Source organism: Kribbella sp. NPDC051952 (assembly GCF_040680855.1).
Lineage (GTDB): Bacteria > Actinomycetota > Actinomycetes > Propionibacteriales > Kribbellaceae > Kribbella.
In genome coordinates, this window is sequence record NZ_JBFAXQ010000003.1 from 106,105 (window position 1) to 127,750 (window position 21,646).

General features: G+C 67.4%; 22 protein-coding genes, 1 other RNA gene and 1 pseudogene. 16 read left to right on the forward strand and 8 right to left on the reverse strand.

The window, feature by feature from the left end; genetic code table 11:
* Positions 1 to 26 precede the first annotated feature (26 nt).
* Together AB0L70_RS07610 and AB0L70_RS07615 are read left to right on the forward strand one after the other, a co-directional pair.
* Complete coding sequence (locus tag AB0L70_RS07610) at positions 27 to 650, forward strand: CatB-related O-acetyltransferase (protein WP_363681146.1); 624 nt, start codon at positions 27 to 29, stop codon at positions 648 to 650.
* Positions 647 to 1,633, forward strand: a complete 987-nt coding sequence (locus AB0L70_RS07615; protein ID WP_363681148.1) for a GNAT family N-acetyltransferase — start codon at positions 647 to 649, stop codon at positions 1,631 to 1,633. Before AB0L70_RS07610 ends, AB0L70_RS07615 begins: the two co-directional genes overlap by 4 nt.
* Here the strand turns inward: AB0L70_RS07615 and AB0L70_RS07620 are convergent.
* Complete coding sequence (locus AB0L70_RS07620; protein WP_363681150.1) at positions 1,610 to 2,425, reverse strand: TIGR03620 family F420-dependent LLM class oxidoreductase; 816 nt, start codon at positions 2,423 to 2,425, stop codon at positions 1,610 to 1,612. The two genes, AB0L70_RS07615 and AB0L70_RS07620, sit on opposite strands and share 24 nt — an antisense overlap.
* 53 nt (positions 2,426 to 2,478) lie before the next feature.
* Between AB0L70_RS07620 and ffs the strand changes: the two genes are divergently transcribed.
* Both ffs and nadE read left to right on the forward strand, forming a co-directional pair.
* An RNA gene (ffs, locus tag AB0L70_RS07625) (signal recognition particle sRNA small type) lies at positions 2,479 to 2,575 on the forward strand.
* A 69-nt stretch (positions 2,576 to 2,644) separates the two neighbouring features.
* Complete coding sequence (nadE, locus tag AB0L70_RS07630; RefSeq protein ID WP_363681152.1) at positions 2,645 to 3,460, forward strand: ammonia-dependent NAD(+) synthetase; 816 nt, start codon at positions 2,645 to 2,647, stop codon at positions 3,458 to 3,460.
* Positions 3,461 to 3,584: 124 nt separating this feature from the next.
* Here nadE and AB0L70_RS07635 read toward each other — a convergent pair whose 3' ends face one another.
* The gene (locus AB0L70_RS07635; protein ID WP_363681154.1) at positions 3,585 to 3,983 is read right to left on the reverse strand and encodes an SRPBCC family protein; all 399 of its coding nucleotides are present in this window, start codon (positions 3,981 to 3,983) and stop codon (positions 3,585 to 3,587) included.
* A gap of 2 nt (positions 3,984 to 3,985) precedes the next feature.
* Positions 3,986 to 4,462, reverse strand: coding sequence for a MarR family transcriptional regulator (locus tag AB0L70_RS07640; protein ID WP_363681156.1), 477 nt, complete (start codon positions 4,460 to 4,462; stop codon positions 3,986 to 3,988).
* A gap of 141 nt (positions 4,463 to 4,603) precedes the next feature.
* On the opposite strand from AB0L70_RS07640, the gene AB0L70_RS07645 reads away from it, so the two are divergent.
* The 3 genes from AB0L70_RS07645 to AB0L70_RS07655 all read left to right on the forward strand — a co-directional run bounded on the left by AB0L70_RS07645 (position 4,604) and on the right by AB0L70_RS07655 (position 7,891).
* Positions 4,604 to 6,229 carry a long-chain fatty acid--CoA ligase gene (locus AB0L70_RS07645; protein WP_363681158.1) on the forward strand — a complete coding sequence of 542 codons (1,626 nt, stop codon included), beginning with the start codon at positions 4,604 to 4,606 and terminating at the stop codon, positions 6,227 to 6,229.
* A 394-nt stretch (positions 6,230 to 6,623) separates the two neighbouring features.
* A complete protein-coding gene (locus AB0L70_RS07650; RefSeq protein WP_363681160.1) occupies positions 6,624 to 6,791 on the forward strand; it encodes a hypothetical protein in 168 nt (55 codons plus the stop codon).
* 542 nt (positions 6,792 to 7,333) lie between these two features.
* Complete coding sequence (locus AB0L70_RS07655; protein ID WP_363681162.1) at positions 7,334 to 7,891, forward strand: hypothetical protein; 558 nt, start codon at positions 7,334 to 7,336, stop codon at positions 7,889 to 7,891.
* A gap of 67 nt (positions 7,892 to 7,958) precedes the next feature.
* Here AB0L70_RS07655 and AB0L70_RS07660 read toward each other — a convergent pair whose 3' ends face one another.
* Positions 7,959 to 8,921, reverse strand: a complete 963-nt coding sequence (locus tag AB0L70_RS07660) for a hypothetical protein (RefSeq protein WP_363681164.1) — start codon at positions 8,919 to 8,921, stop codon at positions 7,959 to 7,961.
* Positions 8,922 to 9,033: 112 nt separating this feature from the next.
* On the opposite strand from AB0L70_RS07660, the gene AB0L70_RS07665 reads away from it, so the two are divergent.
* The 8 genes and pseudogenes from AB0L70_RS07665 to AB0L70_RS07700 all read left to right on the forward strand — a co-directional run bounded on the left by AB0L70_RS07665 (position 9,034) and on the right by AB0L70_RS07700 (position 17,459).
* Positions 9,034 to 11,913, forward strand: a complete 2,880-nt coding sequence (locus AB0L70_RS07665; protein WP_363681166.1) for a DNA polymerase III subunit gamma and tau — start codon at positions 9,034 to 9,036, stop codon at positions 11,911 to 11,913.
* A 288-nt stretch (positions 11,914 to 12,201) separates the two neighbouring features.
* Positions 12,202 to 12,483 (forward strand): annotated as a pseudogene (locus AB0L70_RS07670) (YbaB/EbfC family nucleoid-associated protein); the annotation flags it as partial.
* Positions 12,484 to 12,775: 292 nt separating this feature from the next.
* Positions 12,776 to 13,375 carry a recombination mediator RecR gene (recR, locus tag AB0L70_RS07675; protein WP_363681168.1) on the forward strand — a complete coding sequence of 200 codons (600 nt, stop codon included), beginning with the start codon at positions 12,776 to 12,778 and terminating at the stop codon, positions 13,373 to 13,375.
* On the forward strand, positions 13,368 to 14,012 hold the full coding sequence (locus AB0L70_RS07680) for a DUF5063 domain-containing protein (RefSeq protein ID WP_363681170.1): 645 nt from the start codon (positions 13,368 to 13,370) through the stop codon (positions 14,010 to 14,012). The genes recR and AB0L70_RS07680 overlap by 8 nt, the downstream gene beginning before the upstream one ends.
* A gap of 88 nt (positions 14,013 to 14,100) precedes the next feature.
* Positions 14,101 to 14,661: a hypothetical protein gene (locus AB0L70_RS07685; protein ID WP_363681172.1), complete on the forward strand. Its 561-nt coding sequence runs from the start codon at positions 14,101 to 14,103 to the stop codon at positions 14,659 to 14,661.
* 19 nt (positions 14,662 to 14,680) lie between these two features.
* Positions 14,681 to 15,331, forward strand: coding sequence for a hypothetical protein (locus AB0L70_RS07690; protein WP_363681174.1), 651 nt, complete (start codon positions 14,681 to 14,683; stop codon positions 15,329 to 15,331).
* 21 nt (positions 15,332 to 15,352) lie between these two features.
* Positions 15,353 to 16,975 (forward strand): serine/threonine-protein kinase, encoded by a 1,623-nt coding sequence (locus AB0L70_RS07695; protein WP_363681176.1) that lies wholly within the window; start codon positions 15,353 to 15,355, stop codon positions 16,973 to 16,975.
* 10 nt (positions 16,976 to 16,985) lie between these two features.
* The gene (locus tag AB0L70_RS07700) at positions 16,986 to 17,459 is read left to right on the forward strand and encodes a GNAT family N-acetyltransferase (RefSeq protein ID WP_363681178.1); all 474 of its coding nucleotides are present in this window, start codon (positions 16,986 to 16,988) and stop codon (positions 17,457 to 17,459) included.
* On the opposite strand, the gene AB0L70_RS07705 is transcribed toward AB0L70_RS07700, so the two are convergent.
* Together AB0L70_RS07705 and dinB are read right to left on the reverse strand one after the other, a co-directional pair.
* Positions 17,456 to 17,680 carry a hypothetical protein gene (locus AB0L70_RS07705; protein WP_363681180.1) on the reverse strand — a complete coding sequence of 75 codons (225 nt, stop codon included), beginning with the start codon at positions 17,678 to 17,680 and terminating at the stop codon, positions 17,456 to 17,458. The two genes, AB0L70_RS07700 and AB0L70_RS07705, sit on opposite strands and share 4 nt — an antisense overlap.
* Before the next feature lie 472 nt (positions 17,681 to 18,152).
* Positions 18,153 to 19,355, reverse strand: coding sequence for a DNA polymerase IV (gene dinB, locus AB0L70_RS07710; RefSeq protein ID WP_363681182.1), 1,203 nt, complete (start codon positions 19,353 to 19,355; stop codon positions 18,153 to 18,155).
* Between the two features lie 80 nt (positions 19,356 to 19,435).
* On the opposite strand from dinB, the gene AB0L70_RS07715 reads away from it, so the two are divergent.
* The gene (locus tag AB0L70_RS07715; RefSeq protein WP_363681184.1) at positions 19,436 to 20,647 is read left to right on the forward strand and encodes an MFS transporter; all 1,212 of its coding nucleotides are present in this window, start codon (positions 19,436 to 19,438) and stop codon (positions 20,645 to 20,647) included.
* On the opposite strand, the gene AB0L70_RS07720 is transcribed toward AB0L70_RS07715, so the two are convergent.
* Both AB0L70_RS07720 and AB0L70_RS07725 read right to left on the reverse strand, forming a co-directional pair.
* Positions 20,530 to 21,123 carry a dihydrofolate reductase family protein gene (locus tag AB0L70_RS07720; RefSeq protein WP_363681186.1) on the reverse strand — a complete coding sequence of 198 codons (594 nt, stop codon included), beginning with the start codon at positions 21,121 to 21,123 and terminating at the stop codon, positions 20,530 to 20,532. The two genes, AB0L70_RS07715 and AB0L70_RS07720, sit on opposite strands and share 118 nt — an antisense overlap.
* 54 nt (positions 21,124 to 21,177) lie before the next feature.
* Positions 21,178 to 21,504 carry a metalloregulator ArsR/SmtB family transcription factor gene (locus AB0L70_RS07725; protein ID WP_363681188.1) on the reverse strand — a complete coding sequence of 109 codons (327 nt, stop codon included), beginning with the start codon at positions 21,502 to 21,504 and terminating at the stop codon, positions 21,178 to 21,180.
* Positions 21,505 to 21,646: the final 142 nt, after the last annotated feature.

The window sequence follows — 21,646 nt, forward strand, 5'->3', positions numbered from 1 at the left end:
TCGGGGGGCTGATTTAGGGTCGGGGTATGGACGCGCCGGATCCCAACGTCGTTCACCCGATGCCTGAGGCGCCGCGAGTGGTGCTGTTGAAGGCGGTGGTGACGTCTCCGCTGATCGAAGTGGGCGACTACTCGTACTACGACGACCCGGGCGACCCGACTGCCTTCGAGACGACCAACGTGCTCTATCACTACGGTCCGGAGCGCCTGCGGATCGGCAAGTACTGCGCACTCGGTGAGGGGACCACCTTCATCATGAACGGCGCCAACCACCGGATGGACGGGCCGTCGACGTTCCCGTTCCCGATCATGGGCGGCCCGTGGGCGGAGCACTTCGATCTGATCACCGGGCTGCCGGGCCGCGGGGACACCGTGGTCGGGAACGACGTGTGGTTCGGGTACCGCAGCCTGGTGATGCCCGGGGTGACGATCGGCGACGGTGCGATCATCGCGTCCGGTGCGGTCGTGGTGGACGACGTACCGCCGTACGGGATCGTCGGTGGGAACCCGGCCAAGCTCATCCGCCGGCGCTTCCCGGATGCGGACGTCGACCGGCTGCTGAAGGCCGCGTGGTGGGATTGGCCGGTGGAGCGGGTCACTGCGAACGTACGGGCGATCATGGCCGGCCGGATCGAGGACCTCGAGGGATGAGCGTCGTACTGCGTCCGATCGAGCCGGGCGATGTGGATGCGCTGCAGGAGCTGATCGAGGCCGACCCTGGGCACACCGAGCGAGTCACCGGCTACCCGCCCGGTCCCGCGGACGCGCAGAGCCTGTTGATGATGCGACCGGAGGGCCTGCCTGAGCAGGCTAAGCTCGTACTCGGCGGCTTTGTCGCTGACCAGCTGGTTGCGGTCGTCGATCTGCTCCGCGGCTTCCCGAACGACCACACCGCCTTCATCGGTCTGCTCCAGGTGCACTGGAATCACCAGGGCCTCGGCTACGGCAGAGCGACGTACGACGAGGGCCAGCGGTACGTCGAGACCACCTGGCCCGAGGTACGTACGGTCAGGCTGGCGATCGTGGACACCAACGCGCAGGTAGCCACCCGGTTCTGGGAGCGGCAGGGGTTCACCCCGACCGGTGAGGAGCGCCCGTACCGGTACGACAAGCTGGAGTCGACCGTCCGTCTCTATGAGAAGCCGCTGACCTGGGCGCACCCCGCTCTGGAGGTCCGGGACTCGCCTGTAGCCGGCAAGGGCCTGTTCGCCACCCAGCCCATCGCGGCGGGCGCCGTGGTCGGCCAACTGTCCGGCCGTCGCGTCAGTACAGCGGAGCTCCAGGAGCTCCTGAAGCACCCGCCCGTCGACACCATCACGATCGACGATGACCAACACCTCGTACTCAGTAACGATCCGCGTCCTGTGGTTGCGTACGGCAACCACAGCTGCGATCCGAACATGTGGTGGATCGACGCCGTCACCCTTGAGGCCCGCCGGGACATCGCGGCGGGCGACGAGGTGACAAGCGACTACGGGACCTCGACCGGCGTGGACTTCGAGATGCAGTGCACCTGTGGCTCACCCCTGTGCCGAGGCGTCATCACTGGTGAGGACTGGAAGCGCCCGGAGCTCCAGGACCGGTACGGCGACCACTGGATCCCGACGCTGCTACGCAAGCAGCGTGGGGGCTAGAGCTCTCCACTGCTCGATCGGCTGCGGTCCAGTGACCCCTGTGATCACGTTGACCGCGACAGTGTCCGCGCCGGCATCCAGGTGCTCGCTCAGCTTGGCCTTGATGTCCGCAGGGGTGCCCCAAGCGGCTAGTGCGTCGACCATGTGGTCGGGGAGCTCGGCCTGGTCCTTCTCCGTGAACCCCTGCCGCTTGAGCGAGGCGGCGTACCCAGGGATCTGTGGGAAGAAGCCGATGGTGTCCCGGGCGATCGCACGAGCCCGGTCGGCGTCTGACTCCAGTACGACGAGGTGACTGACCGCTAGGAGCTTGTCGGGGCCGAGGACCTTGCGTGCCTCCGCTGAGTACGCAGCGGTGACCAGGAACGGGTAGCCGCCAGCTGAACGGTCGCGGGCGAGCTCCAGCATCCGCGGACCGAGTGCTGCGAGCACGCGGCGGTCCAGAGGTACGTCGACCTCGTCCAGGTACTTGTTGAGCGTGGCGAGCGGTTTAGGCCCGTGCGCGCCGCCGAGTCCGACGGTGAACCGGCCCGGCGCAGACGCTTCCAGTGCGGCGTACGTCGTACTGACGTCGGCCGCGCTGTACTGGTCGACGGCGAGAATGCCGCTGACGAACCGGATCGACTTGGTGGCCTCGATCAGGTCGACGATGGTCTGGAGTCCCGGCAGCGGACCGCCGGAAAGCCAGATCGTGGGATATCCGAGCTCCTCGGCCGCGCGGGCGGCGTCCAAGGAGTGAGGGCTGCTGTCAAGACCCGTGGAAAGACCGAACGGGCCGAATTGATGATCCGTCACCCAACCACCCTAGTCCGATTCCCGGTTGGCGCCAGGGATCCCGTACACTCGTGGCTGGTTCCCCGCGTGGCGGTATCTCGCCCAACTCCCCCAGGGCCGGAAGGCAGCAAGGGTAAGTGAGCTCTTCCGGGTGCGCGGGGAATCCTTATGTCCGGGCGAGGGTGCGTGATGGCACCGCCTAGGCTTTGGTGAGTCTGCACCGATCACCGAAGGAGCCTGATGAGCGTCGAGCGCCGCTACCTGCAGGAATTGATCATCGCCGAGCTCGGCGTGTCCCCGTCGTTCGACCCGGACACCGAGATCGAGCGCCGGGTCGAGTTCCTGGCCGACCAACTCCGGCGGACCGGGGCGACGGCGTACGTGCTGGGCATCAGCGGCGGCGTCGACTCCAGTACGGCGGGGCGCCTGTGTCAGCTCGCGGTCGAGCGGGTGCGGTCCGAGGGCGGTCAGGCGACGTTCGTCGCGATGCGGCTGCCGTACGGCGTCCAGGCGGACGAATCGGACGCACAGCGGTCCCTGGAGTTCATCCAGCCCGACGAGACGCTGGTCGTCGATGTGAAACCGGCCACGGACGCGATGGTCGAGTCGGTTCGGCACGCGGGGCTCGGCGACCGCGAGGACTTCCATGTGGGCAACATCAAGGCGCGCCAGCGGATGATCGCGCAGTACGTCGTCGCCGGCGCCCGCGGCGGTCTGGTCGTCGGCACGGATCACGCGGCGGAGGCGGTGATGGGCTTCTTCACCAAGTTCGGGGATGGTGCCTGCGACCTCACGCCGTTGTCGGGGCTGACCAAGCGCCGGGTCCGTGCGGTCGGGTCGCAGCTGGGCGCGTCCGACGAGATCACCGGCAAGGTGCCGACGGCCGACCTGGAGACCAACAACCCAGGCCTACCGGACGAGGTTGCGCTCGGTGTGACGTACGACGAGATCGACGACTTCCTCGAAGGCCGCGAGGTGGACGAGAAGGCGGCGGTCACCATCATCGCCACCCACCGCCGCACCGCCCACAAACGCGCCCAACCCCTAGGCCTCTAACCCAGGAGCCGGGGGCGCTTCGTACTTCCAGGAGGAGCGCCCGACCTGCTACACACGGCCCGCGACCCCAGCTCATCACTGCCCCTCAGGATGAGCGGGCGAGCTGGCTCATCCCTTCTTCCATTCAGGACGAGTGGGCGAGCTGGCGCACTCGGTTGGCGAGGCGTGCCAACCGGATCGTCGCGATGTTGCGGTAAGCCGGGCGCAGGACTGTTGCCAGCGGCCCCGACTGCTCGAACGTGTGCGTGACCTGGCTGTCCGGACCGATGGTCCACGTGCCGACCTCGCGGAACCCAGGAACCTGCCACGTGATCTCGATCCGATCAGCCTCGACCACCGTGTAGCGCAGCTCGCCCGCGAACCCCGGCCGGACCCGCAGCGCGTACGCCGAGCCAAGGTCCGCCTCAGCTGGTCCGTCAATCGCCAGGAATGCCTCGTTCCACTCCGGTAGCCCCAGCGCATCCAGCAAGATGTGGCGAATAGCGGTCGGGTGGGCGTGGATGGTGTCGGTGGCTGTCTCCATGACTATCTCTCCTGGGCGAAGTGGTGGTCGTCCCGCCGGCGGGCCAGCGCGGCTCCGGCGGGGAACGCGTCGGCGACGGCGCGCAGAGTGGTGATGGTCTCGTCGAGCGCCTGGCCGGCGACGAGGTCGTGCATGGTCCGATGCAGCCGGTTCTCCGCGGTGACGATGCGCCGGTGGAGTGCCCGGCCCTTCGTGGTCAGGCTCAGCGCGAGGTAGCGCCGGTCGACCGCGTCAACGCCGCGTTTCACCAGTCCCTGCGCCACGAGCCGATCGACGAGACGGCTCGGACTGTTGCCGGTCTCGCAGACCAGCAGACCGCCGAGTGAGTTCAGCGTCAGCGGTCCGTGATCGCGCAGGACCCGCAGGACTTCGGCCTGTGACGGCGTGATTCCCAGCGGGCGCAGCTCGGCGGCGAGCAGCCGGTTGCCCTCGCGCTGGATCGCCAGCACGAGATATCGCAGCTCCTCGACAACCTTCATGACCGATACATTACACGACACGTATGTCATGTCATCTGTTTTCGACAGATTCACCGAAGCCGATCGAGTGCGGGAAGAGTGCCGGAGAAAGTCCGGCTGAGGTCGTAGTCAAGGTGACGCCGCGACTGGCACAGTGTTGGCATGAAGGGTCTGATGCAGAACTACCAGCTGTCCCTGGACACGATCTTCCGCCGGGCCGAGCAGTTCTATCCGGACAAGACCGTCTACACCGGCGGTCCGGCGCCGACGAAGATGACGTACGCCGAGTGGGCTGCGCGGACCAGACGCCTGGGCGGCGTGCTGGACACGCTCGGGATCAGCCCGGACGGTCGGGTTGGGACCTTCGCCTGGAACTCAGGCCGTCACCTCGAGCTGTATTTCGGTGCCCCATGCACCGGCCGGGTTCTGCACACCCTCAACATCAGGCTGTTCCCCGACCAGGTCGTCTATATCGCGAACCACGCCGAAGACGAGGTCGTGTTCGTCGACAAATCGCTACTCAAGCTGTTCCTGCCGCTGCTTGAGCGGCTGCCGTTGGTCCAGCATGTCGTCGTGATGGACGACCTGCCCGCGGGAGCGCCGGCCGCGGAGGTGCCGGACGATCCCAGGTTCCACGACTACGAGGAGTTGCTGGCCGCCGCGGAGCCGGTCGAGTTCCACGTCGAGGATGAGAACCAGGCCGCCGCGATGTGCTACACGAGCGGTACGACGGGGAATCCCAAGGGCGTCGTGTATTCGCATCGATCCACCTGGCTGCACTCGATCGGCGTACTGACGAACGCGGGGATCGGGCTGGACGAGACGGACACCGTGATGCCGGTCGTGCCGATGTTCCACGCGAACGCGTGGGGTCTGGCGCACGCGGCGCCGATGGCCGGCGCCTCGCTGGTGTTCCCCGGGCCGGACATGACTCCGCAAGGGATCCTCAAACTGCTGCAGGAGCAGGACGTCACGCTGAGCGCCGGAGTGCCGACGATCTGGCAGGGCTTGCTGCCGTTGCTGGACGGAGTTGACCTGCCCAAGCTTCGACGGATCCCGTGCGGGGGTTCCGCCGTACCGCTCGCGTTGTCGGAGGCGTTCCGGGAGAAGCTCGGCCGGCCGATTCTGCAGGCTTGGGGGATGACCGAGACCAGTCCGGTCGCAACCGCGTCGCACGTCGCGATGCGGGATCAGGATCTCCCCGAGGAGGAGAAGGCCCACCATCGTGCTCGCGCCGGGTTGCCGCTGCCCGGCGTCGAGGTGCGCATCGTCGAGCCCGGCTCGATCACACCCCTGCCGTGGGACGACGAAGCCACTGGCGAGCTCCAGGTGCGGGGGCCGTGGATCGCGGCTGAGTACTACCGGCCTGACGACCGGGTCCAGCTCAACACCGAGGACGGCTGGATGAAGACCGGCGACGTCGCCGCCATCGACCAGTACGGGTCGGTGCGCATCGTTGACCGCACCAAAGATCTGGTCAAGTCCGGCGGCGAATGGATCAGCTCGGTCGAGCTCGAGAACCTCTTGATGGCACACCCGGCCGTCAGGGAGGCCGCGGTCATCGGCGTACCGCACCCGAAGTGGGACGAGCGTCCGCTGGCCTGCATCGTCATCCAGGAAGGCACGGAGGTCACTGGCGACGAGATCCTCGAGTACCTTAGGCCACTCGTTGCCAAGTGGTGGCTCCCAGATGCGGTCGAGTTCATCGAGGAGGTCCCTAAGACCTCCGTCGGCAAGTTCTCGAAGAAGGATCTGCGCACCCGCTTCGCCAACTACCACCTGGAGTAGGCGCGCCCCGCGGACTACGGTCGGGATGTTGCCTTCGGCATCCGTCGGCTGGACAAGGTCCACCTCGAAGTGGTCGTGGAGGTCGGCGAGGGGGGCACGTCGTCGAACTCGCTCGACCACGGTTGTCCGGTTCGCGCGGCGAGTCCGGCCAGTACTCGCCCGGTCGACCGTCCGCCAAAGCGGCCCGTGTCGGCGACGGGCCCGCACTGGCCGCTTCCTGTCCTTCGACGAAGTGCTGGGCTCCGAGCCGCGATCGGGTCGTGCGAAAGGTGGGGGGAGCGTCACGCCACAATTGCTGTGAGCTATGCCGATGGTGACCCTACGCGTCGAGTATCGTCAATCGCAATGTTCCATCCCGACGACCACAAGTCTTTGCGAAAGGAAACGATCTGCAATGGCAAAGTTGACCCCGGAAGAGATCGCGAAGCTCCAGCAAATGAACAATCGGGAACACGCGAGGAGCGGGGGTAAACCGAACCCGCCCAAGGTGGAAGAGAACAAGAAGTGGGCGAGGGCGGGGACCACGGGGCATAAGGCGCCGAAGATCGAGAAGAAGAGGTAAGGCGAGTCGAAATGACCGCCGGGGCCTGCGTTCCGCAACACGCTTCCCTGCCACCAGTCCACTCGTGACCAAGTCTTCCTCCCGGCAGGAGCTGCTGGCGCGCATCCGCGCCGCCAACTTGTCGTGCTGACGGCGGGGCGACGGCGCCTTCGCTGGCCACCGGTTGCCGGCTTAAGGATTCCGTGAGTAAGTGTGGCGGGGTCAGTGATGTGATGCGGGCACCGTGTTCGTTTTGGCGCGGCTTGCCAGATTCGGCATTTGAAGTTCGCGGTGCTCGCCGAATAAGCGGTGCTCGCCGAATAACGTGGGTGACTAAGTCCTTGTGGGTCTAGTTCTAGGGCCTTCTGTCCCCGCCCATCGACTCACATCTGTGGTTGTCACGATCTCCGGGTCCCGGATCGGGTCGCGTTCGACAAACTCGACGCGAGGATCCCTTTCGGCGGCTCGAACGCCAAGCACGCGCATGAGTATTACTCGCGGAATCTCATACAGCCTGCCGATTGGCCTGGCATTTCCTTGCGGCGGAGACCTATCGTCCCAGGGTGACGAGCCGACAGGAGGTTCTGAAGCGTGTGGTCGGGGTGATCGCCGGCGCCGCTCGGGCTCGTCCGGTGCGGGTTGCCGTCGATGGACCGGACGCGGCCGGCAAGACGACCCTGGCTGATGAACTGGCCGTCGCGTTGGCCGGCGTCCGTCCGACGATGCGGGCCAGCGTCGACGACTACATCCGGGATCAGCGCCCGCACTCTCCCGGAGTCCCCGCAACGGGGTACTTCGACGACAACTTCGACCTGCCTGCACTGATCGACGGACTGCTGATCCCGCTCGGGCCGCGAGGCGATCGCAACTATCGAAGTGCGGACGGCGCCGCCGGGACAGCGCCGTACGACGTTGTGCTGGTTGTCGATGGAGTGTTTCTGCTGCAGTCGGCGCTGCGCCCGTACTGGGATGTCGGCATCCTCCTGCACGTCGATGAGGACGAGATGCTTCGGCGCGGCGTGCTCCGCGACGGCGACCCGGTGTGGCGGGGCGGACGCCGCCCGGAGACAGTTCGAGAGGCAGTTCGTCCCCGGATGGCGCGCGTACCAGGACCAGCATGATCTGGCCGCAGCCGCGACCATCGTCATCGATCACGACGATCCGGCTCACCCTCACCCTCTGATCCGGCTACTCCCCGAATAGTGGCGGTGCGTCGTACGGGGCCCAACGGAAGTCGACCGGATCAGCAAAGGTCCCAGGCACCTTCCCGAGGCTTTGGATTGCTGTAGCGGATCCGTTGGCGTGCCCAACGGCGTACAGGTATCCGAGCTTCGTGTCCTTGTCGATGCCGAGCACCAGCGTGCCGGACTGGCCGCAGGGACTGCCTATCAAGTTCTCGAACACCTGCCAGGTGGAGGTGCGCACCGTCTTTACCGCTAGCCGCGTCGGTGCGGTCACCGGGATGCGTACCGTCTGGAGTGCGCCGGCGCGCGTCGTCAACAACAAGGTGTCGTACGTCGACGTCCGGCTCAGCAACGTCATCGTCTTGATCGCACCGAACCCCGGATAGGCGGCGGCGCGGTACGTCGAGTTGGTGATGGTCCAGCGGTAGAGCGTGCCGTCGTCACGCAGGCCGTAGAGGCGATCCGTTGCGTTCGCCGACTCGGAGCTGACTCGTCGCGAAGTGGTGAGAGTGACGAACGGACCCCAGCCGCCGCCGATGCGGTCGACGATGACTTCCCACGGTCGGGTCGCGCCGTTCTCGATCGGATAGGTGATGCGGTAGAGCACGGAGCCGATGACCACGTGACCGGTCATCACCTGGTAGCCCTGGGCCGGGCGTACCTCGAACTGTGTACTGAGTCTGACCTGGTTAGGTTCGAAAATCCTGAGCGCCCGGTTCAGGTCGTGGGCTCGGGTCGCCGGCGACGTGCCAACGAACTCCTGCGATCGATGGTCCCCGGTGGAGCGCACGGCTCCGGCGTCGATGCGGCACGCGGCCGAAGCCGCTGCGGTCGTGGTGGTTGTCGCCGTACTGGTGCTTGCCGGTACGGCGGTGAGGAGTAGCGCTGCCGCGGTTGCCGCCAGGGCGAGGTTCCGCCGTGTGGTGCCGCGCCACCCGTCGTAGCGTCCGATTTCCTGTCCTTTCATCGGCCACCCCCGGTTGTGCGATTGTGATCGTTGGACGCGGGGAGTTGCGCCGAAGTTGGGGCCGCCGTGCGCGCGCGAGGAATTGTCCGGCGGCAGCGCTAGGGTTGCGGTCGTGGAAGCACCCCTTGCGTTGTACCGCCGGTATCGCCCGGAGACCTTTTCCGAGGTGATCGGGCAGGACCATGTCACGGCGCCGCTGCGGAACGCGCTGAGCAACAACCGGGTGAACCATGCCTATCTGTTCTCCGGTCCGCGCGGGTGTGGGAAGACCACCAGTGCGCGGATCCTGGCCCGCGCGATCAACTGCGAGAAGGGCCCGATCGCCGAGCCGTGCGGGGTGTGCAAGTCGTGCACAGACCTGGCCCGCGGCGGTCCCGGCAGCATCGACGTGATCGAGATCGACGCCGCGTCGCACGGTGGTGTGGACGACGCGCGGGATCTGCGCGAGCGGGCGTTCTTCGCGCCGGTCGAGAGCCGCTACAAGATCTACATCATCGACGAGGCGCACATGGTGACCACGCAGGGCTTCAATGCCCTGCTGAAGCTGGTCGAGGAACCGCCTCCGCACCTCAAGTTCATTTTCGCCACCACCGAGCCCGACAAGGTGATCGGGACGATCCGGTCCCGGACCCACCACTACCCGTTCCGCCTGGTGCCGCCGAAGGTGCTCGGCGATTACATGGCTTCGCTCTGCGAGTCCGAGGGCGTGTCGATCGAGTCGGCCGCGCTGCCGCTGGTGGTGCGCGCGGGTGCTGGGTCGGTGCGTGACTCGTTGAGTGTGCTCGACCAGTTGATCGGTGGGGCCGGGCCGGCTGGGGTGACGTACGAGCTGGCGGTTGCGCTGCTCGGGTTCACGCCGGACTCGCTGCTCGACGCTTGTGTGGATGGGTTTGCCGCCCATGACAGTGCGGCCGTGTTCGAGACGATCGAGAAGGTCATCGAGACAGGGCAGGATCCGAAGCGGTTCGCCGAGGACTTGCTGCGGCGACTGCGTGATCTTGTCGTGCTGTCCGCCGTACCGAATGCTGTTGCGTCCGGTTTGATTGAGGCCGCTGAGGATCAGGGCGAGCGGCTGCAGACGCAGGCCGCTGGGATCGGTCCGGCGGAGCTCACCCGGGCGGCCGACATCGTTGCCGCTGGGTTGCTGGAGATGCGGGGGGCTACGGCTCCTCGGCTTCAGTTGGAGCTGATCTGCGCGAAGGTTTTGTTGCCTGGTGCGGACGATTCGACCAATGGGATTCAGGCACGGCTGGATCGGATGGAGCGGCGGCTGACGATCGGCGTGCCTGCTGCCGGTGCGTCGGATGCTGCGCCGTCGGGTCCTCCTGCGGGGGACTTCGCGGGGACGGGTCAGGACGCAGCCAGCAGCCGAGCCGCAGCTCGAGTAGCTGCCGGGGGTACGCCGACTCGCGCCGACGCGCAGGCTGCCGTCGGGGATGGAGCCTCTGGCGATGCGGCAGGGAGCGATGCCGGTGGGAGCGACACTGCAAGCGAGGCTGCTGGAGGTGCCGTTCGTGCTGATGGCCCGCCCGCAGGTGGTGCGGCGACAGATGGGGGCACGGCGAGCCATGCATCGGCACCTGCGGAAGTAGGACCCGGGCGTGGATCCGCTGATGGGGCTTCTGGTGGCGGGTCCGCTGCGGCGGCTGGTACTGGGCGTACTGGAGCCTGGGGTGATGACTCCACACCGGCCGCGCCGTCCGTACCGTCTGTGAGTGATCCTGTGGGAGAGGCTGCGGCTGGGGTTCCCGCTTCGGGGGGCGTCGGTGGGTCTGTGGGGCTCGCTGACATTCGGCGGTTGTGGCCCGAGGTGCTCGAGGCGGTGAAGAGCAAGCGGCGGTTCGCATGGATCATGCTGAGTCAGAACGCGCAGGTCATCGCCATCGACGACCAGACGCTCACGCTCGGCCTGGTGAACGCCGGCGCACGCGAAAGCTTTGCCCGCTCCGGCAGCGAAGACATCCTCCGCCAGGCCATGATCGACACCATCGGACTGAACCGCCGCATCGAGGCCGTAGTAGACCCATCAACAGACCCAGGCGGAGGCGGACAGCCCGCCGGCCGGCCGAGCGGCCCCCCATCCGGTGGCTCCAGCGGCTCACACGGCGGCGCCCCTGCGGGCCCCCCGAGTGCAGGTCCGAGCGGTGCATCAGGCAGTCCCGAGCCCAGCGGTTCCAGCAGTTCGCAAGCCGCAGCCCTGGGCGGGGTACCAGGCGGCCCGCGAGCCGACGGCGCGGGTGGTGTGTCAGTTGGAGGTCCCGGTGGTGCGCCGGCCGAGCTATCGGGTGGTTCGCCTGCCGGAGGCGCCGGCGGGCAGCCGGCTGGTGGTTCCGGAGCCGGAAACGCATCTGGTGGGTCGCAAGGTGATGCGGCCGGAGCCGGCGGGCCGGGTGCGAGTGTCGACGGTTCGGGTGCGACTGGTGCGGGCGTGAGCGGGTCGGGCGTGAGTGGGGCCGGCGTGAGTGCGGCGGGTGGTGCCCAGGGTCGAACTGGTAGTTGGGGGTCTGAGGGCGGATCCGGGGCGGGCGGAGGTGCTCGTGGGGTCGCGGGCGAAACCTCGAGTTCAGCGGTGAACGCGGTTCAGGCCGGCCAGTGGGGTGATGGCGCGGGTACGGCGGTCGCCGTACAGGAGCCGCCGCCGGATCCGGAGTACGACGTACCGCCTGAGGATCCGTGGGAGGACGGGCCGGGGGCGCGGCAGGCGCCCGGTGGGGGTCAGGCCCAGGCGCTTGGTCGGGGTGAGGGGCAGGCTGCCGCGGGTGGGCGGGAGCAGGCTGCTAGTAAGCGGCGGGCGGCGGAGGCTGCTGTTGCCGCCGAGCAGGCGCGGAAGGCAGCTGCTGCACCGTCGAGGCCGGCAACACCGCTGACGCCAGAGGAAGAAGCCGACGCGATCGGCGAGGACGACATGGTCCTGGAAGAGAACTCGCAGTCCCAAACAGACCTCCTCCGAGAGACCCTGGGCGCCCAAATCATCACCGAAGAACCCAACTGACACCTTCACGGGTTGGAAGCGCTCGGCTGTTGGTGGGCGAGGCCCGGCTCCTGCTGTCCACAGGGCTGGGGAGTGGGGTGTGGGTGGTTGCGGTGGGTGTGCACAGGGTTCACAGGGTGTGGATGGGGGATTTCCACAGGGGTGTGGACAAGTTGGGGAGAATGGTCGGTTTCTGGGGGAGCGTGGGGTTGTCGGGGGGACCGGCTAGTGTTGAGGCTCGGGCTAGACGTGGAGCGGCTGGACGAGGAGATCGCGGTGTTCGACGGTGGCGGTGCTGGGGGCTTCGACATGTCCAACCTGCTTGCGCAGGCACAGGAGATGCAGAGCCAGTTGATGGCGGCTCAAGCCGATCTCGAGAGCCAGGAGATCGAGGGCTCGGCCGGCGGTGGGCTCGTGACGGCGCTTGTGTCCGGCACGGGTGAGTTGCTGAGCCTGAACATCAAGCCAGAAGCTGTTGACCCGAGTGACACCGAGACGCTCGCCGATCTGATCGTCGCCGCTGTGCGGGACGCGTCGGAGAACGCGAAGCAGGCCGCGACCGCCGCGATGGGTCCGCTGGCCGGCGGGCTGCCTGGGTTCGGCGGTCCTGACGTTCCTGACTTCGGTGGATCCGGTGCTCCGGCCGGCTTCGCCCTCCCCGGTACGACGACCCCCGCGGTCGGCACCGGCGACGCGCCAACACCCACGCAAGAGCAGAAGCCAGGCGAGCCCACCCGCCCAGCCGACGACAACCCCACCAACAGCAGCACCACGCACGACGCCAGCAGCAGCACGCGTGCGGACGATGGGAGTGCGGCTGGTGGGGTTGGGTTTGTTAATCCGGGTAGTGGGGCCGGGTTGTCCGGTCAGAACCCGGGCTGACGTGTACGAGGGGGCCGTTCAAGACCTGATCGACGAGCTCGGCCGGTTGCCCGGTGTCGGTCCGAAGTCCGCTCAGCGGATCGCGTTCCACCTGCTCGCGGCGGACGAGACCGACGTACGACGGCTCGCGCATGTGCTCGTGCAGGTCAAGGAGCGGGTCAAGTTCTGCGAGATCTGCGCCAACGTCTCTGAGGAGACGCAGTGCCGGATCTGCCGTGACCCGCGCCGGGATCTGAGCCTGATCTGCGTGGTCGAAGAGGCCAAGGACGTGGTCGCGATCGAGCGGACCCGCGAGTTCCGCGGCCGGTATCACGTGCTCGGCGGGGCGATTTCGCCGATCGAGGGGATCGGGCCGGACGAGCTGCGGATCAAGGAACTGCTTCAGCGCCTGGCCGGCGGTGAGGTGAACGAGATCATTCTGGCCACCGACCCGAACCTCGAGGGTGAGGCGACTGCGACGTACCTGAGCCGCTTGCTGCGGCCCATGGGCTTGCGCGTGACCCGATTGGCTAGTGGACTTCCTGTAGGCGGTGACCTCGAGTATGCCGACGAGGTCACACTCGGACGGGCGTTTGAAGGGCGACGATCCATCGATGACTGAACCAACCGATATTGCAGAGCGCGCATTGGCGACGGACTCCGAAGACCTCACCGAGTTCGCCGAACAGATCGCCGACCAGGTCCGCAGCTTCCTGATCTCGGTGCGCGACATCGCGGCGCAGCCAGATGAGGACGGGGTCGACGAGGGTCTCGCTTCGCTGCCGTACCTGCTGCTCGAGGTGAGCCAGCTGCTGCTGGCCGGCGGCCGGCTCGGCGCGTTCGAGGACTTCGTCCCGGAGGAGCGCTTCGAGAGCGACGCCGGACCGGACCCGGATCTCGACACGATGCGGGACCGGCTCGCGATCCTGTTCGAGGGCCTCGATGAGTACGCCGAGGTCTTCGACCCGTACGCCGCACCGCCGGAGATCACCGTCAATCGGTTGTCCGACGACCTCACCGCGATCGCGACCGACCTCGTGCACGGACTCGCGCACTACGAGGAAGGCCGCGTTGTCGAGGCGCTGTGGTGGTGGCAGTTCTCTTACGTGTCCACCTGGGGTGCCGCGGCGAGCGCCGTACTGCGGGCGATCCAGTCGCTGATCGCTCACGACCGGCTGGAGCCGGCCCACGACCCCGAAACCGAGGCCACCGATCGCGAACTCGTCGAGGTAGCCGAGGAAGCAGTCCAGCGCCGCTGAAGTTATCCACAGGCCAACTCCGACCGGCCCCACGCGGGGGTCCTCAGCGACTACGTTGAGGACTCGTTCCCGGTCAGGAGGGCCTGCGGTGCAAGAACAACTACAGCAACAACAACTACAGCAGCAGCAACTGGATGTCGGCGCGACGTTCACCACCACCCGCACCCGCCCAGCCGTCCTGGCGGGGATCACGACCTTCTTCTTCCTGTGGATGGTGGCGACGGACAACTTCGCGTATGGCGATACGTGGACAGCCGAACGGACCGCCGAACTGTTCGTGAACCTGATCGAACTGCTGCTCCTGCTCGCAGCCGTCCGGCCCTGGATTCTCGTTCTGCGACGGCCGACCGAGCTGCGGCTGACCCCGGCTGCGTTGGCCATCAGGCGCGGTGGTCGTGAGCTGAGCATCCCGTGGGGGCTGGTGAATGAGATCCGGATGGGCGGCGGTCATCGGCGGCCGTGGGTAGTGGCTCAGGTGGATCCGTCGGTCGCCGGCATTCAGCTGCTGGGGTCTCGTCGACGGGATGGCAGCCACCGGATCTTTCCGATCGCGCACGGGCGTTCGGTGAAGAAGCGGAATGCGCAGATCGTGGCGGTTCGCGGCGCGATCATGGAGTTCGGGCGCCGGTGGATCGAGCACGACCTCTGATCCGCGATTGAATGTGCGGGTGTCTGTTTTCGAGGTGATTCAGCGGCTTCCGGACGTGCCCACCGTGAAGCGGGTGAGTCGTGCGCTGGCGGTGCTGGACCTGATCCTCAATGAGGACGAGGACATCCTGAACTTCTTCGCGTTCGATGCGCGGTGGTCGGAGACCGAAGAGACCGCGTTGATGCGGGACGGGTCGGGGAACGAGTACTCGATCGTGTTCTCGCCGGCGGGTGCGTTCGCGTACGGGTTCGATCACGAGTCGCCGATGTCGCCGTACGTGAACGGGATGCGGACCTGGCCGGGACTACTCGACGGTGTGCCGGAGGTCTTTCACGGAGCGCGGGACGAGCCGGCGTTCAGTGACGCCGTACCTCGGGCGACGGTGTGTTTCTGGCGTACGACGGATGACACGGCCTGGCGGTGTGGTCCGGTGCAGGACGTGGCCAAGGACGGCGCGGACTATCTGTTCGAGGTGATCGCGGACGGGCGGCCGGAGGCGTATCTCTCGTTCGCCGAGGACTACTACGAGGTCGCCCTCGACCTCGAGGCGGTTCGCCATGTTTACGCGCTGATGCCGTTGACCGAGTACGTCGTCACTTCACTCAATCGGCAGCGCCGTCTGACCGATCTGGCGGATGGGATCGCCGAGATCGGTTACCCGCGCTCCTGAAGCGCGTTAGCGTGACGCCCGATGACAGCATCGAATGGCGACAGCTCATCGCGTCGGGGTCACCCGCAGGATCCGGCGGTGATCGGGTCCTTCACGATCCAGGGCCGGCTCGGCCGTGGCGCGATGGGTGCTGTCTATCTGGCCCGCTCGCCCAGCGGCCGTCTGGTCGCGGTGAAGGTGGTTCGCGACGAACTGGCTGATGACTCGGCCTTCCGGGCCCGGTTCGCTCGGGAGATCGACGCTGCGCGGAGGGTCGGTGGGACGCATACGGCGGCGGTTGTCGATGCCGATCCGGATGCTGAGCGGCCCTGGTTGGCGACGGAGTACTTGCCGGGACCGACGCTGCAGAAGGCGGTTGAGACCTCGGGGCCGCTGGCCGCGGACGGGATGCGGGCGCTGACGCGTGGGCTGGCCGAGGCGTTGATAGCGATCCATGGGAGCGGAGTTGTCCATCGCGACCTGAAGCCGTCGAACATCGTGCTGACCGACGACGGTCCGCGGGTGATCGACTTCGGGATCGCTCGTGCGCTCGAAGAGGCGAGCCTGACGGCGACCGGGGTTGTGATCGGTACACCGGGATATCTGTCGCCGGAGCAGATCACGGGTGCGCCGGTTGGGCCGGCGAGCGATCTGTTCGCGCTGGGTGCGGTGCTGGTGTTCGCGGCCTCTGGTCGTGGTCCGTTCGCGTCCGGTAGTCCGGCGTCGTTGATGCATCGGATCATCAATGAGCAGCCGCAGCTTCCGGCGTTGCCGGAGGTGCTCGAGGACGTCGTACGCCGTTGTCTGGCAAGGGATCCCGGTCATCGCCCGACTCCGGCGGAGGTTCTGCGGTTGCTTGAGTCGCCGGCCGGTGCCGCTCTGCCGGCGGAGACGGTCGCGCTCATTCCGCCGACGAAGGTCCTCCCCAGCGAGCCACCGGCGCCCGAGCCGCAACCGCTCCCACCACCGGTAGGCCAGCCATATCCCGACCAGCCGCACTGGGTCCCTGTACTGCCGCAGCCGCAGTCCCAACCCCAGCCGCAGTCCCAACCCCAGCCGCAGTCGCAGCCCCACCTGCAGTCCCAGTCCCAACCCCAACTCCAGCCGCAGTCCCAGTTGCAGCCGCAGCCCCACCTGCAGTCCCAGTCCCCTCAGTCGCAGCCGACCGGGGCTATGTTTCGGACCTCGCGGATGCGGCCCGCGGTGCTGGCTGTGGTTTCGACGGTCTTGTTCTTCGGGATCTATCCGAACGATCCCGGGTTCCGGTACCTGCATCCGTCCATCACGTTTTTCCTCGGCGTCTTAGACCTATTTGTCCTCGGCTACGCCGTCCGGTGCTGGGTTCTCACGCTCCGCCGGCAGGTCGAGCTGCACCTGTCTCCGCATGGGCTGACGATCGTGCGCGGCGCGAAGCAGGCGACGGTGCCCTGGTCCGGGGTGACGCGGCTTCGGGTCGGCGGCCATCGGAAGCGGCCGTGGCTGATCGCGTGGCTGGAGCCGCCGTACCAGTTCGTGCTGCCGGTCCCGGTCCGGCCGCATCACGGCGGCCTGAAGATCTACCCGATCGCCCACGGCGCCACCGCCAACAGCCGCACCCGCCAGGTCGACGAACTCCGGGCAGCCCTCAACTGGTACGCCGGTTACCTGCACGACAACTCGTACTAGCGTTGCCATCGTGAACGTGCGACCCGCCACCGAAGCCGATCGCGAGGCCATCGGCGAACTCCTGCTCGTGTCCTGGGGCAGCCACATCGCGGTCGCCCACGGCACGGCGTACGACGCGACGACGCTTCCGGCTCTGATTGCGGAGCAGGACGACCGGATCGTCGGGCTGCTCACGTACACGATCGAGGACGACGCGTTGGAGGTCGTCACGCTCGATGCGCTGGAACGGCGGTCTGGCGTCGGGAGTGCATTGATGTCGGCAGCGGTTGACGTGGCTCGGCGGGCGGGGGTTCGCAGGCTTTGGTTGATTACTACGAACGACAACCTGGATGCGCTGCGGTTCTATCAGCGGCGTGGGTTGCGGATTGTCGGGGTTACGCCCGGCGGGGTGGACGCGAGCCGAGAGCTCAAACCGTCCATCCCGCCGACCGGTGCCTACGGCATCCCCCTCCACGACGAACTCACCCTCGAACTCACGCTCTAACGAGCGAGTACGCAGTTTGCGGTGACGGTGACTCGCAAGGTCTGGAGGCTGGTGTTGCGGAACCTGACTGACCAGGACCTGTCGCCCTGGGGGCCGTTGCTCCAGACCTGCAGGCTGGCCGGGTCGATCATTCCGTAGCCGCCACCCAGGACCACCTTGCCCTCCGGGCAGACCGCCAAGACCTGGATGAACGCCCCTTTGACGATGTCGTTCGTCGCCACCACCTGCTGGTACCCCGACACTCCGGGAGCCCCCGTGGCTCCCACAGCACCAACCGGCCCGACCGGACCAACAGGACCGACTGCGCCAGCAGGACCCACTGCACCAACAGGACCCACCGGCCCCACCGGACCAACAGCACCCACCGGACCAACGGGACCGCTAGGACCAGCCGGCCCACGAATCGCCCAGCTCAACGCATCCTCACCCGACGTACACGAACCGCCCGCCGCAACCACCCGGATCGTCCCCTTGCCGATCCCCAGCAACCCCCGGCTCACACAAGCGTGAACCTGTTCGTCCCCCACCGTAGAAACCGCCAAAGCGGTGCCCCCAGCAACGACCGACAGCACGGTCGCCCCGACGGCAATCCGCCGTCCTACCCGCCCAACTGATCCCATCTCGAACCCCTCCCAGAAATATGCGTCGAGCACATCCTGCGAGCACTCCTTCAGAGATTCTTCAGACCAGCTTCTAGTCCGGAAGCATCGGTACCGTCAGCCCCTGATCCCGGCCGAGCAGGATCCCGCGCGTGATCGCGTTCGTCCCGAACTTGTCCTTGACCTGGTCCATCGCACTGTCCAGCTCGTCGTTCGACGCCTTGTCGAACGGCAGCGCCAGTTGTAGTGCTGCCTCGTTCTCCAGGTTGCCGACCGAGATCCCGATCATCGTGATGCCCTGCGAGGTGATCAGCGGTCGCGCCGCGGTCAGCAACGCTCGCGCGGTGAGCAGGATCGCCCGCGTCTGGTCAGTTGCCTGAGGCAACGTATGTGATCGGGTCGCCCGGCTGAAGTCGTCGAACCGCAGCCGCAGCGTGACCGTCCGCCCGGATCGTCCCGCTGTCCGCATCCGCCGCGTGACCCGATCGACCAGCCCGGCCATTACGGCGTCCAGCGTGGCCGGCGACTTCGGCGAACGACCGAGTGCCCGCTGCGACCCGATCGATCGCCGGCGTCGCCCGACCTCGATCGGCCGGGGATCGCGGTTGTGCGCGAGCGCATGCAGATGCCGCCCGGACGCGCGCCCCAGCATCGCGACCAGCGCGGCCTCGGGCAGCATCGCGACATCGCCGACCTTGGTGAGCCCGCGGTTCCGCAGCTTCTCCGCGGTCACCTCACCCACACCCCAGAGCCGCTCGACCGCCAACGGATGAAGGAACTCCAGCTCCCGGTCCGGCGCGACCTCGAGCAGACCATCCGGCTTCGCGACCCCGCTCGCGACCTTCGCCAGGAACTTCGTCCGCGCGATCCCGACCGTGATCGGCAGCCCGACCCTCGACAGCACCTCTGCCCGCAGTCGTTGCGCGATCTCCAACGGCGTACCGCGAATCTTCCGCAGTCCGCCGACGTCGAGAAACGCCTCGTCGATCGACAACCCCTCGACCAGCGGCGTGGTGTCCTCGAACACCTTGAACACCGCCTTGCTGGCCTCCGAGTACGCCGACATCCGCGGGTCGACCACGATCGCGCCAGGGCAGCGGCGGAGCGCCTGCCCACCGTTCATCGCCGTACGGACGCCGTACGCCTTGGCCTCGTAGCTGCAAGCCAGGACGACGCCGGCGCCGACGATCACCGGGCGCCCGCGCAGGCGTGGGTCATCCCGCTGCTCGACCGACGCGTAGAACGCGTCCAGGTCGGCATGCAGGATATTCGCCGCGCCAATGTCCGACACGAACATATGTTCGCATAGGCCGCCGACAACAAGATAGGGAGAAATGCCGACGCGGCCGATGGGTTTGTCAGGACAGAATGCTGCCTATGGACCTGACGTCGTACCGCGATCTCTGGAAGACCCACGGCGTCATGGCGCTGCTGGCCTCAGCCCTGATCGCGCGGCTGCCGGTGATGGCGACGATGGTGCCGCTGTCGTTCCTCGCCAAGGATGCCGCCGGCAACTTCGGTTGGGCCGGTGTCGTCGCGGGTGCCTACTCCGTCGGTACGGCGATCGCGAGCGTGGTGTGGTCGCGGTTGGCGGACCGGCGTGGGGCGCGGCGGGTCCTGATCAGCACCGGGATGGCGTGGGGTGTGCTGATGGCGGTTGTCGCCGCACTGCCGGACAGCTGGTACCGGGTGCTGCCAGTGGCGGCGGCGCTGGCCGGTGTGTTCGTCGCACCGGTCACGTCGGCACTGCGGGCCAGCTGGCCGCGGCTGGTACAGGGTCCGCGGCTGCGGGCCATCTACGCGCTGGATGCGACCGCGCAGGAGCTGTTGTTCGTTGTCGGCCCGATGCTCGGTGCACTGGCGGTCAGCTTCGCCAGTCCACGAGCCGGTCTGCTGGCCTGTGCCGCGACGGCGGCCGCAGCGATCTGGTGGTTCGGTCTGAAGCAGCAGCCGGGGACCATGCACGACGAGGCCGACGGCGTCCGGCCGACCGTACGCGAGTTGCTGATCCACCGGCACCGGCTGCCGTTGCTGTTCGCTTTCGCCTGCATGGTCATGGGTTTCGCGTCGATGTCGCTCGGCATCGTCGCATTCGCCGACGAGCACGGCAACCGGCTGATCGCCGGTCTGATCGAGACCGTGGCCGCACTCGGCAGCCTGACCGGCGGCCTGGTCGGCGGTGCACTGCCCGGGAAACGCGAGTCCCATGTCTGGCGACGGATGCTCACGATGACGCTCCTGGTCGTCGGCTGCGTCTTCGCCACGTCGTCGGTCATCGCCCTGTCGGTGATGATGTTCGCGGCCGGCGCCCTGATCGCGCCGACGATCGGCGTGATCTACGAACGCCTGAGCGTGCTGACCCCGGCCTCGGCCCGCACGGAGATCTTCGGCTGGATGCTCAGCGGCGGCATGATCGGGTCAGCGGCCGGCTCCGCGATCGCTGGGGCCCTGGTCGAGGCGTACGGCGTCCGCTACGCGTGGGTCCTGATGGCCGGGCTCGCACTTCTCGGCACCCTGTCCGTGCTGCGCGTGCCACCCCACCGACCGGCCGACGTCAGCGACTTGGAAGGTGCCGCGGTCGGCGCGTAGTGCACGCGGTAGCTGGCCTCCAGTACGCCGCCATCGCGCGCACACATCGAGATCAGCCGGAGCGTACGGCGATCCAGCAGCAGACCACGCCCGCCAGCCACTGGGTGGATGAGCAGCGACACCTCATCGAGCAGCCGCCACCGCAACAGTGAACGGACCAGGGCGAGGCTGCCGACCACATGCAGGTCGTCACCCGGTACTTCCTTCAAAGCCGTCAGTACCCGGCGGGTGTCGCCCTGCAGCACCTCGGTGTGCGGGCGCGCGACCACTGGCCGGGATGCGATCACCAGTTTGCGGACGTGGTCCAGGCGCGGGACAGAACCGGCGTACTGGTCGAACGTCTTCCGTCCGAGCAGCACTGTCTCCGTTCCGGTCAGCAGCTCGTCGAGTGCCAGATCGGCGTCGGGAAGCCATTGCTCAGGCCGGTCCACGATGCCGTCTTCGGTCATGCTCAGGCGGGCGACGATGTTGCGCATCCGAAACTCCTCTGGGTGTCCTACCAACCCAGATGCACCGAATCGGCCGAAGGTTCAGGTGGGATTGCGGCGGCCGCGATGGATCTCGGTCTCGAGGGCGTCGAGGCGGTTGCTCCAGAACTTGCGGTAGCGGTCGAGCCAGGTGTCGATCTCGCGCAGCGGCCCGGGATCGACGGCGTACAGGCGGCGGGTGCCGTCGATGGTGACGGTGGCGAAGCCGTTGTCGCGCAGCACCCGCAGGTGCTGGGAGACGGCCGGCTGGCTGATGCCGAACTCGGCGCCGATCGAGGCGGCGATGCTGCCGGCCGGCAACTCGCCGTCGGCCAGCAGTTCCAGGATCCGGCGCCGGACCGGATCGCCGAGGATGTCGAACGCATGCACGCTCGCAGTATTTCAGTGATGACTTATATGAACAAGGGCCTCGTCCGGCCGGACGCCTTCCGGTCCGTCCCCACCCCGGCCGTGGAACCTTCCGGCCGCGTCCGGATCGGCCGGACGGGTCGACCAGGTCCTGGTCAGGCGG

Bases quoted from the DNA above. Each gene is read 5' to 3' on its own strand.
- AB0L70_RS07610 (WP_363681146.1), top strand. From the start codon at position 27: ATGGACGCGCCGGATCCCAACGTCGTTCACCCGATGCCTGAGGCGCCG.
- AB0L70_RS07615 (WP_363681148.1), top strand. From the start codon at position 647: ATGAGCGTCGTACTGCGTCCGATCGAGCCGGGCGATGTGGATGCGCTG.
- nadE (WP_363681152.1), top strand. From the start codon at position 2,645: ATGAGCGTCGAGCGCCGCTACCTGCAGGAATTGATCATCGCCGAGCTC.
- AB0L70_RS07635 (WP_363681154.1), bottom strand. From the start codon at position 3,983: ATGGAGACAGCCACCGACACCATCCACGCCCACCCGACCGCTATTCGC.
- AB0L70_RS07640 (WP_363681156.1), bottom strand. From the start codon at position 4,462: ATGAAGGTTGTCGAGGAGCTGCGATATCTCGTGCTGGCGATCCAGCGC.
- AB0L70_RS07645 (WP_363681158.1), top strand. From the start codon at position 4,604: ATGAAGGGTCTGATGCAGAACTACCAGCTGTCCCTGGACACGATCTTC.
- AB0L70_RS07650 (WP_363681160.1), top strand. From the start codon at position 6,624: ATGGCAAAGTTGACCCCGGAAGAGATCGCGAAGCTCCAGCAAATGAAC.
- AB0L70_RS07660 (WP_363681164.1), bottom strand. From the start codon at position 8,921: ATGAAAGGACAGGAAATCGGACGCTACGACGGGTGGCGCGGCACCACA.
- AB0L70_RS07680 (WP_363681170.1), top strand. From the start codon at position 13,368: ATGACTGAACCAACCGATATTGCAGAGCGCGCATTGGCGACGGACTCC.
- AB0L70_RS07695 (WP_363681176.1), top strand. From the start codon at position 15,353: ATGACAGCATCGAATGGCGACAGCTCATCGCGTCGGGGTCACCCGCAG.
- dinB (WP_363681182.1), bottom strand. From the start codon at position 19,355: ATGTTCGTGTCGGACATTGGCGCGGCGAATATCCTGCATGCCGACCTG.
- AB0L70_RS07715 (WP_363681184.1), top strand. From the start codon at position 19,436: ATGGACCTGACGTCGTACCGCGATCTCTGGAAGACCCACGGCGTCATG.
- AB0L70_RS07720 (WP_363681186.1), bottom strand. From the start codon at position 21,123: ATGCGCAACATCGTCGCCCGCCTGAGCATGACCGAAGACGGCATCGTG.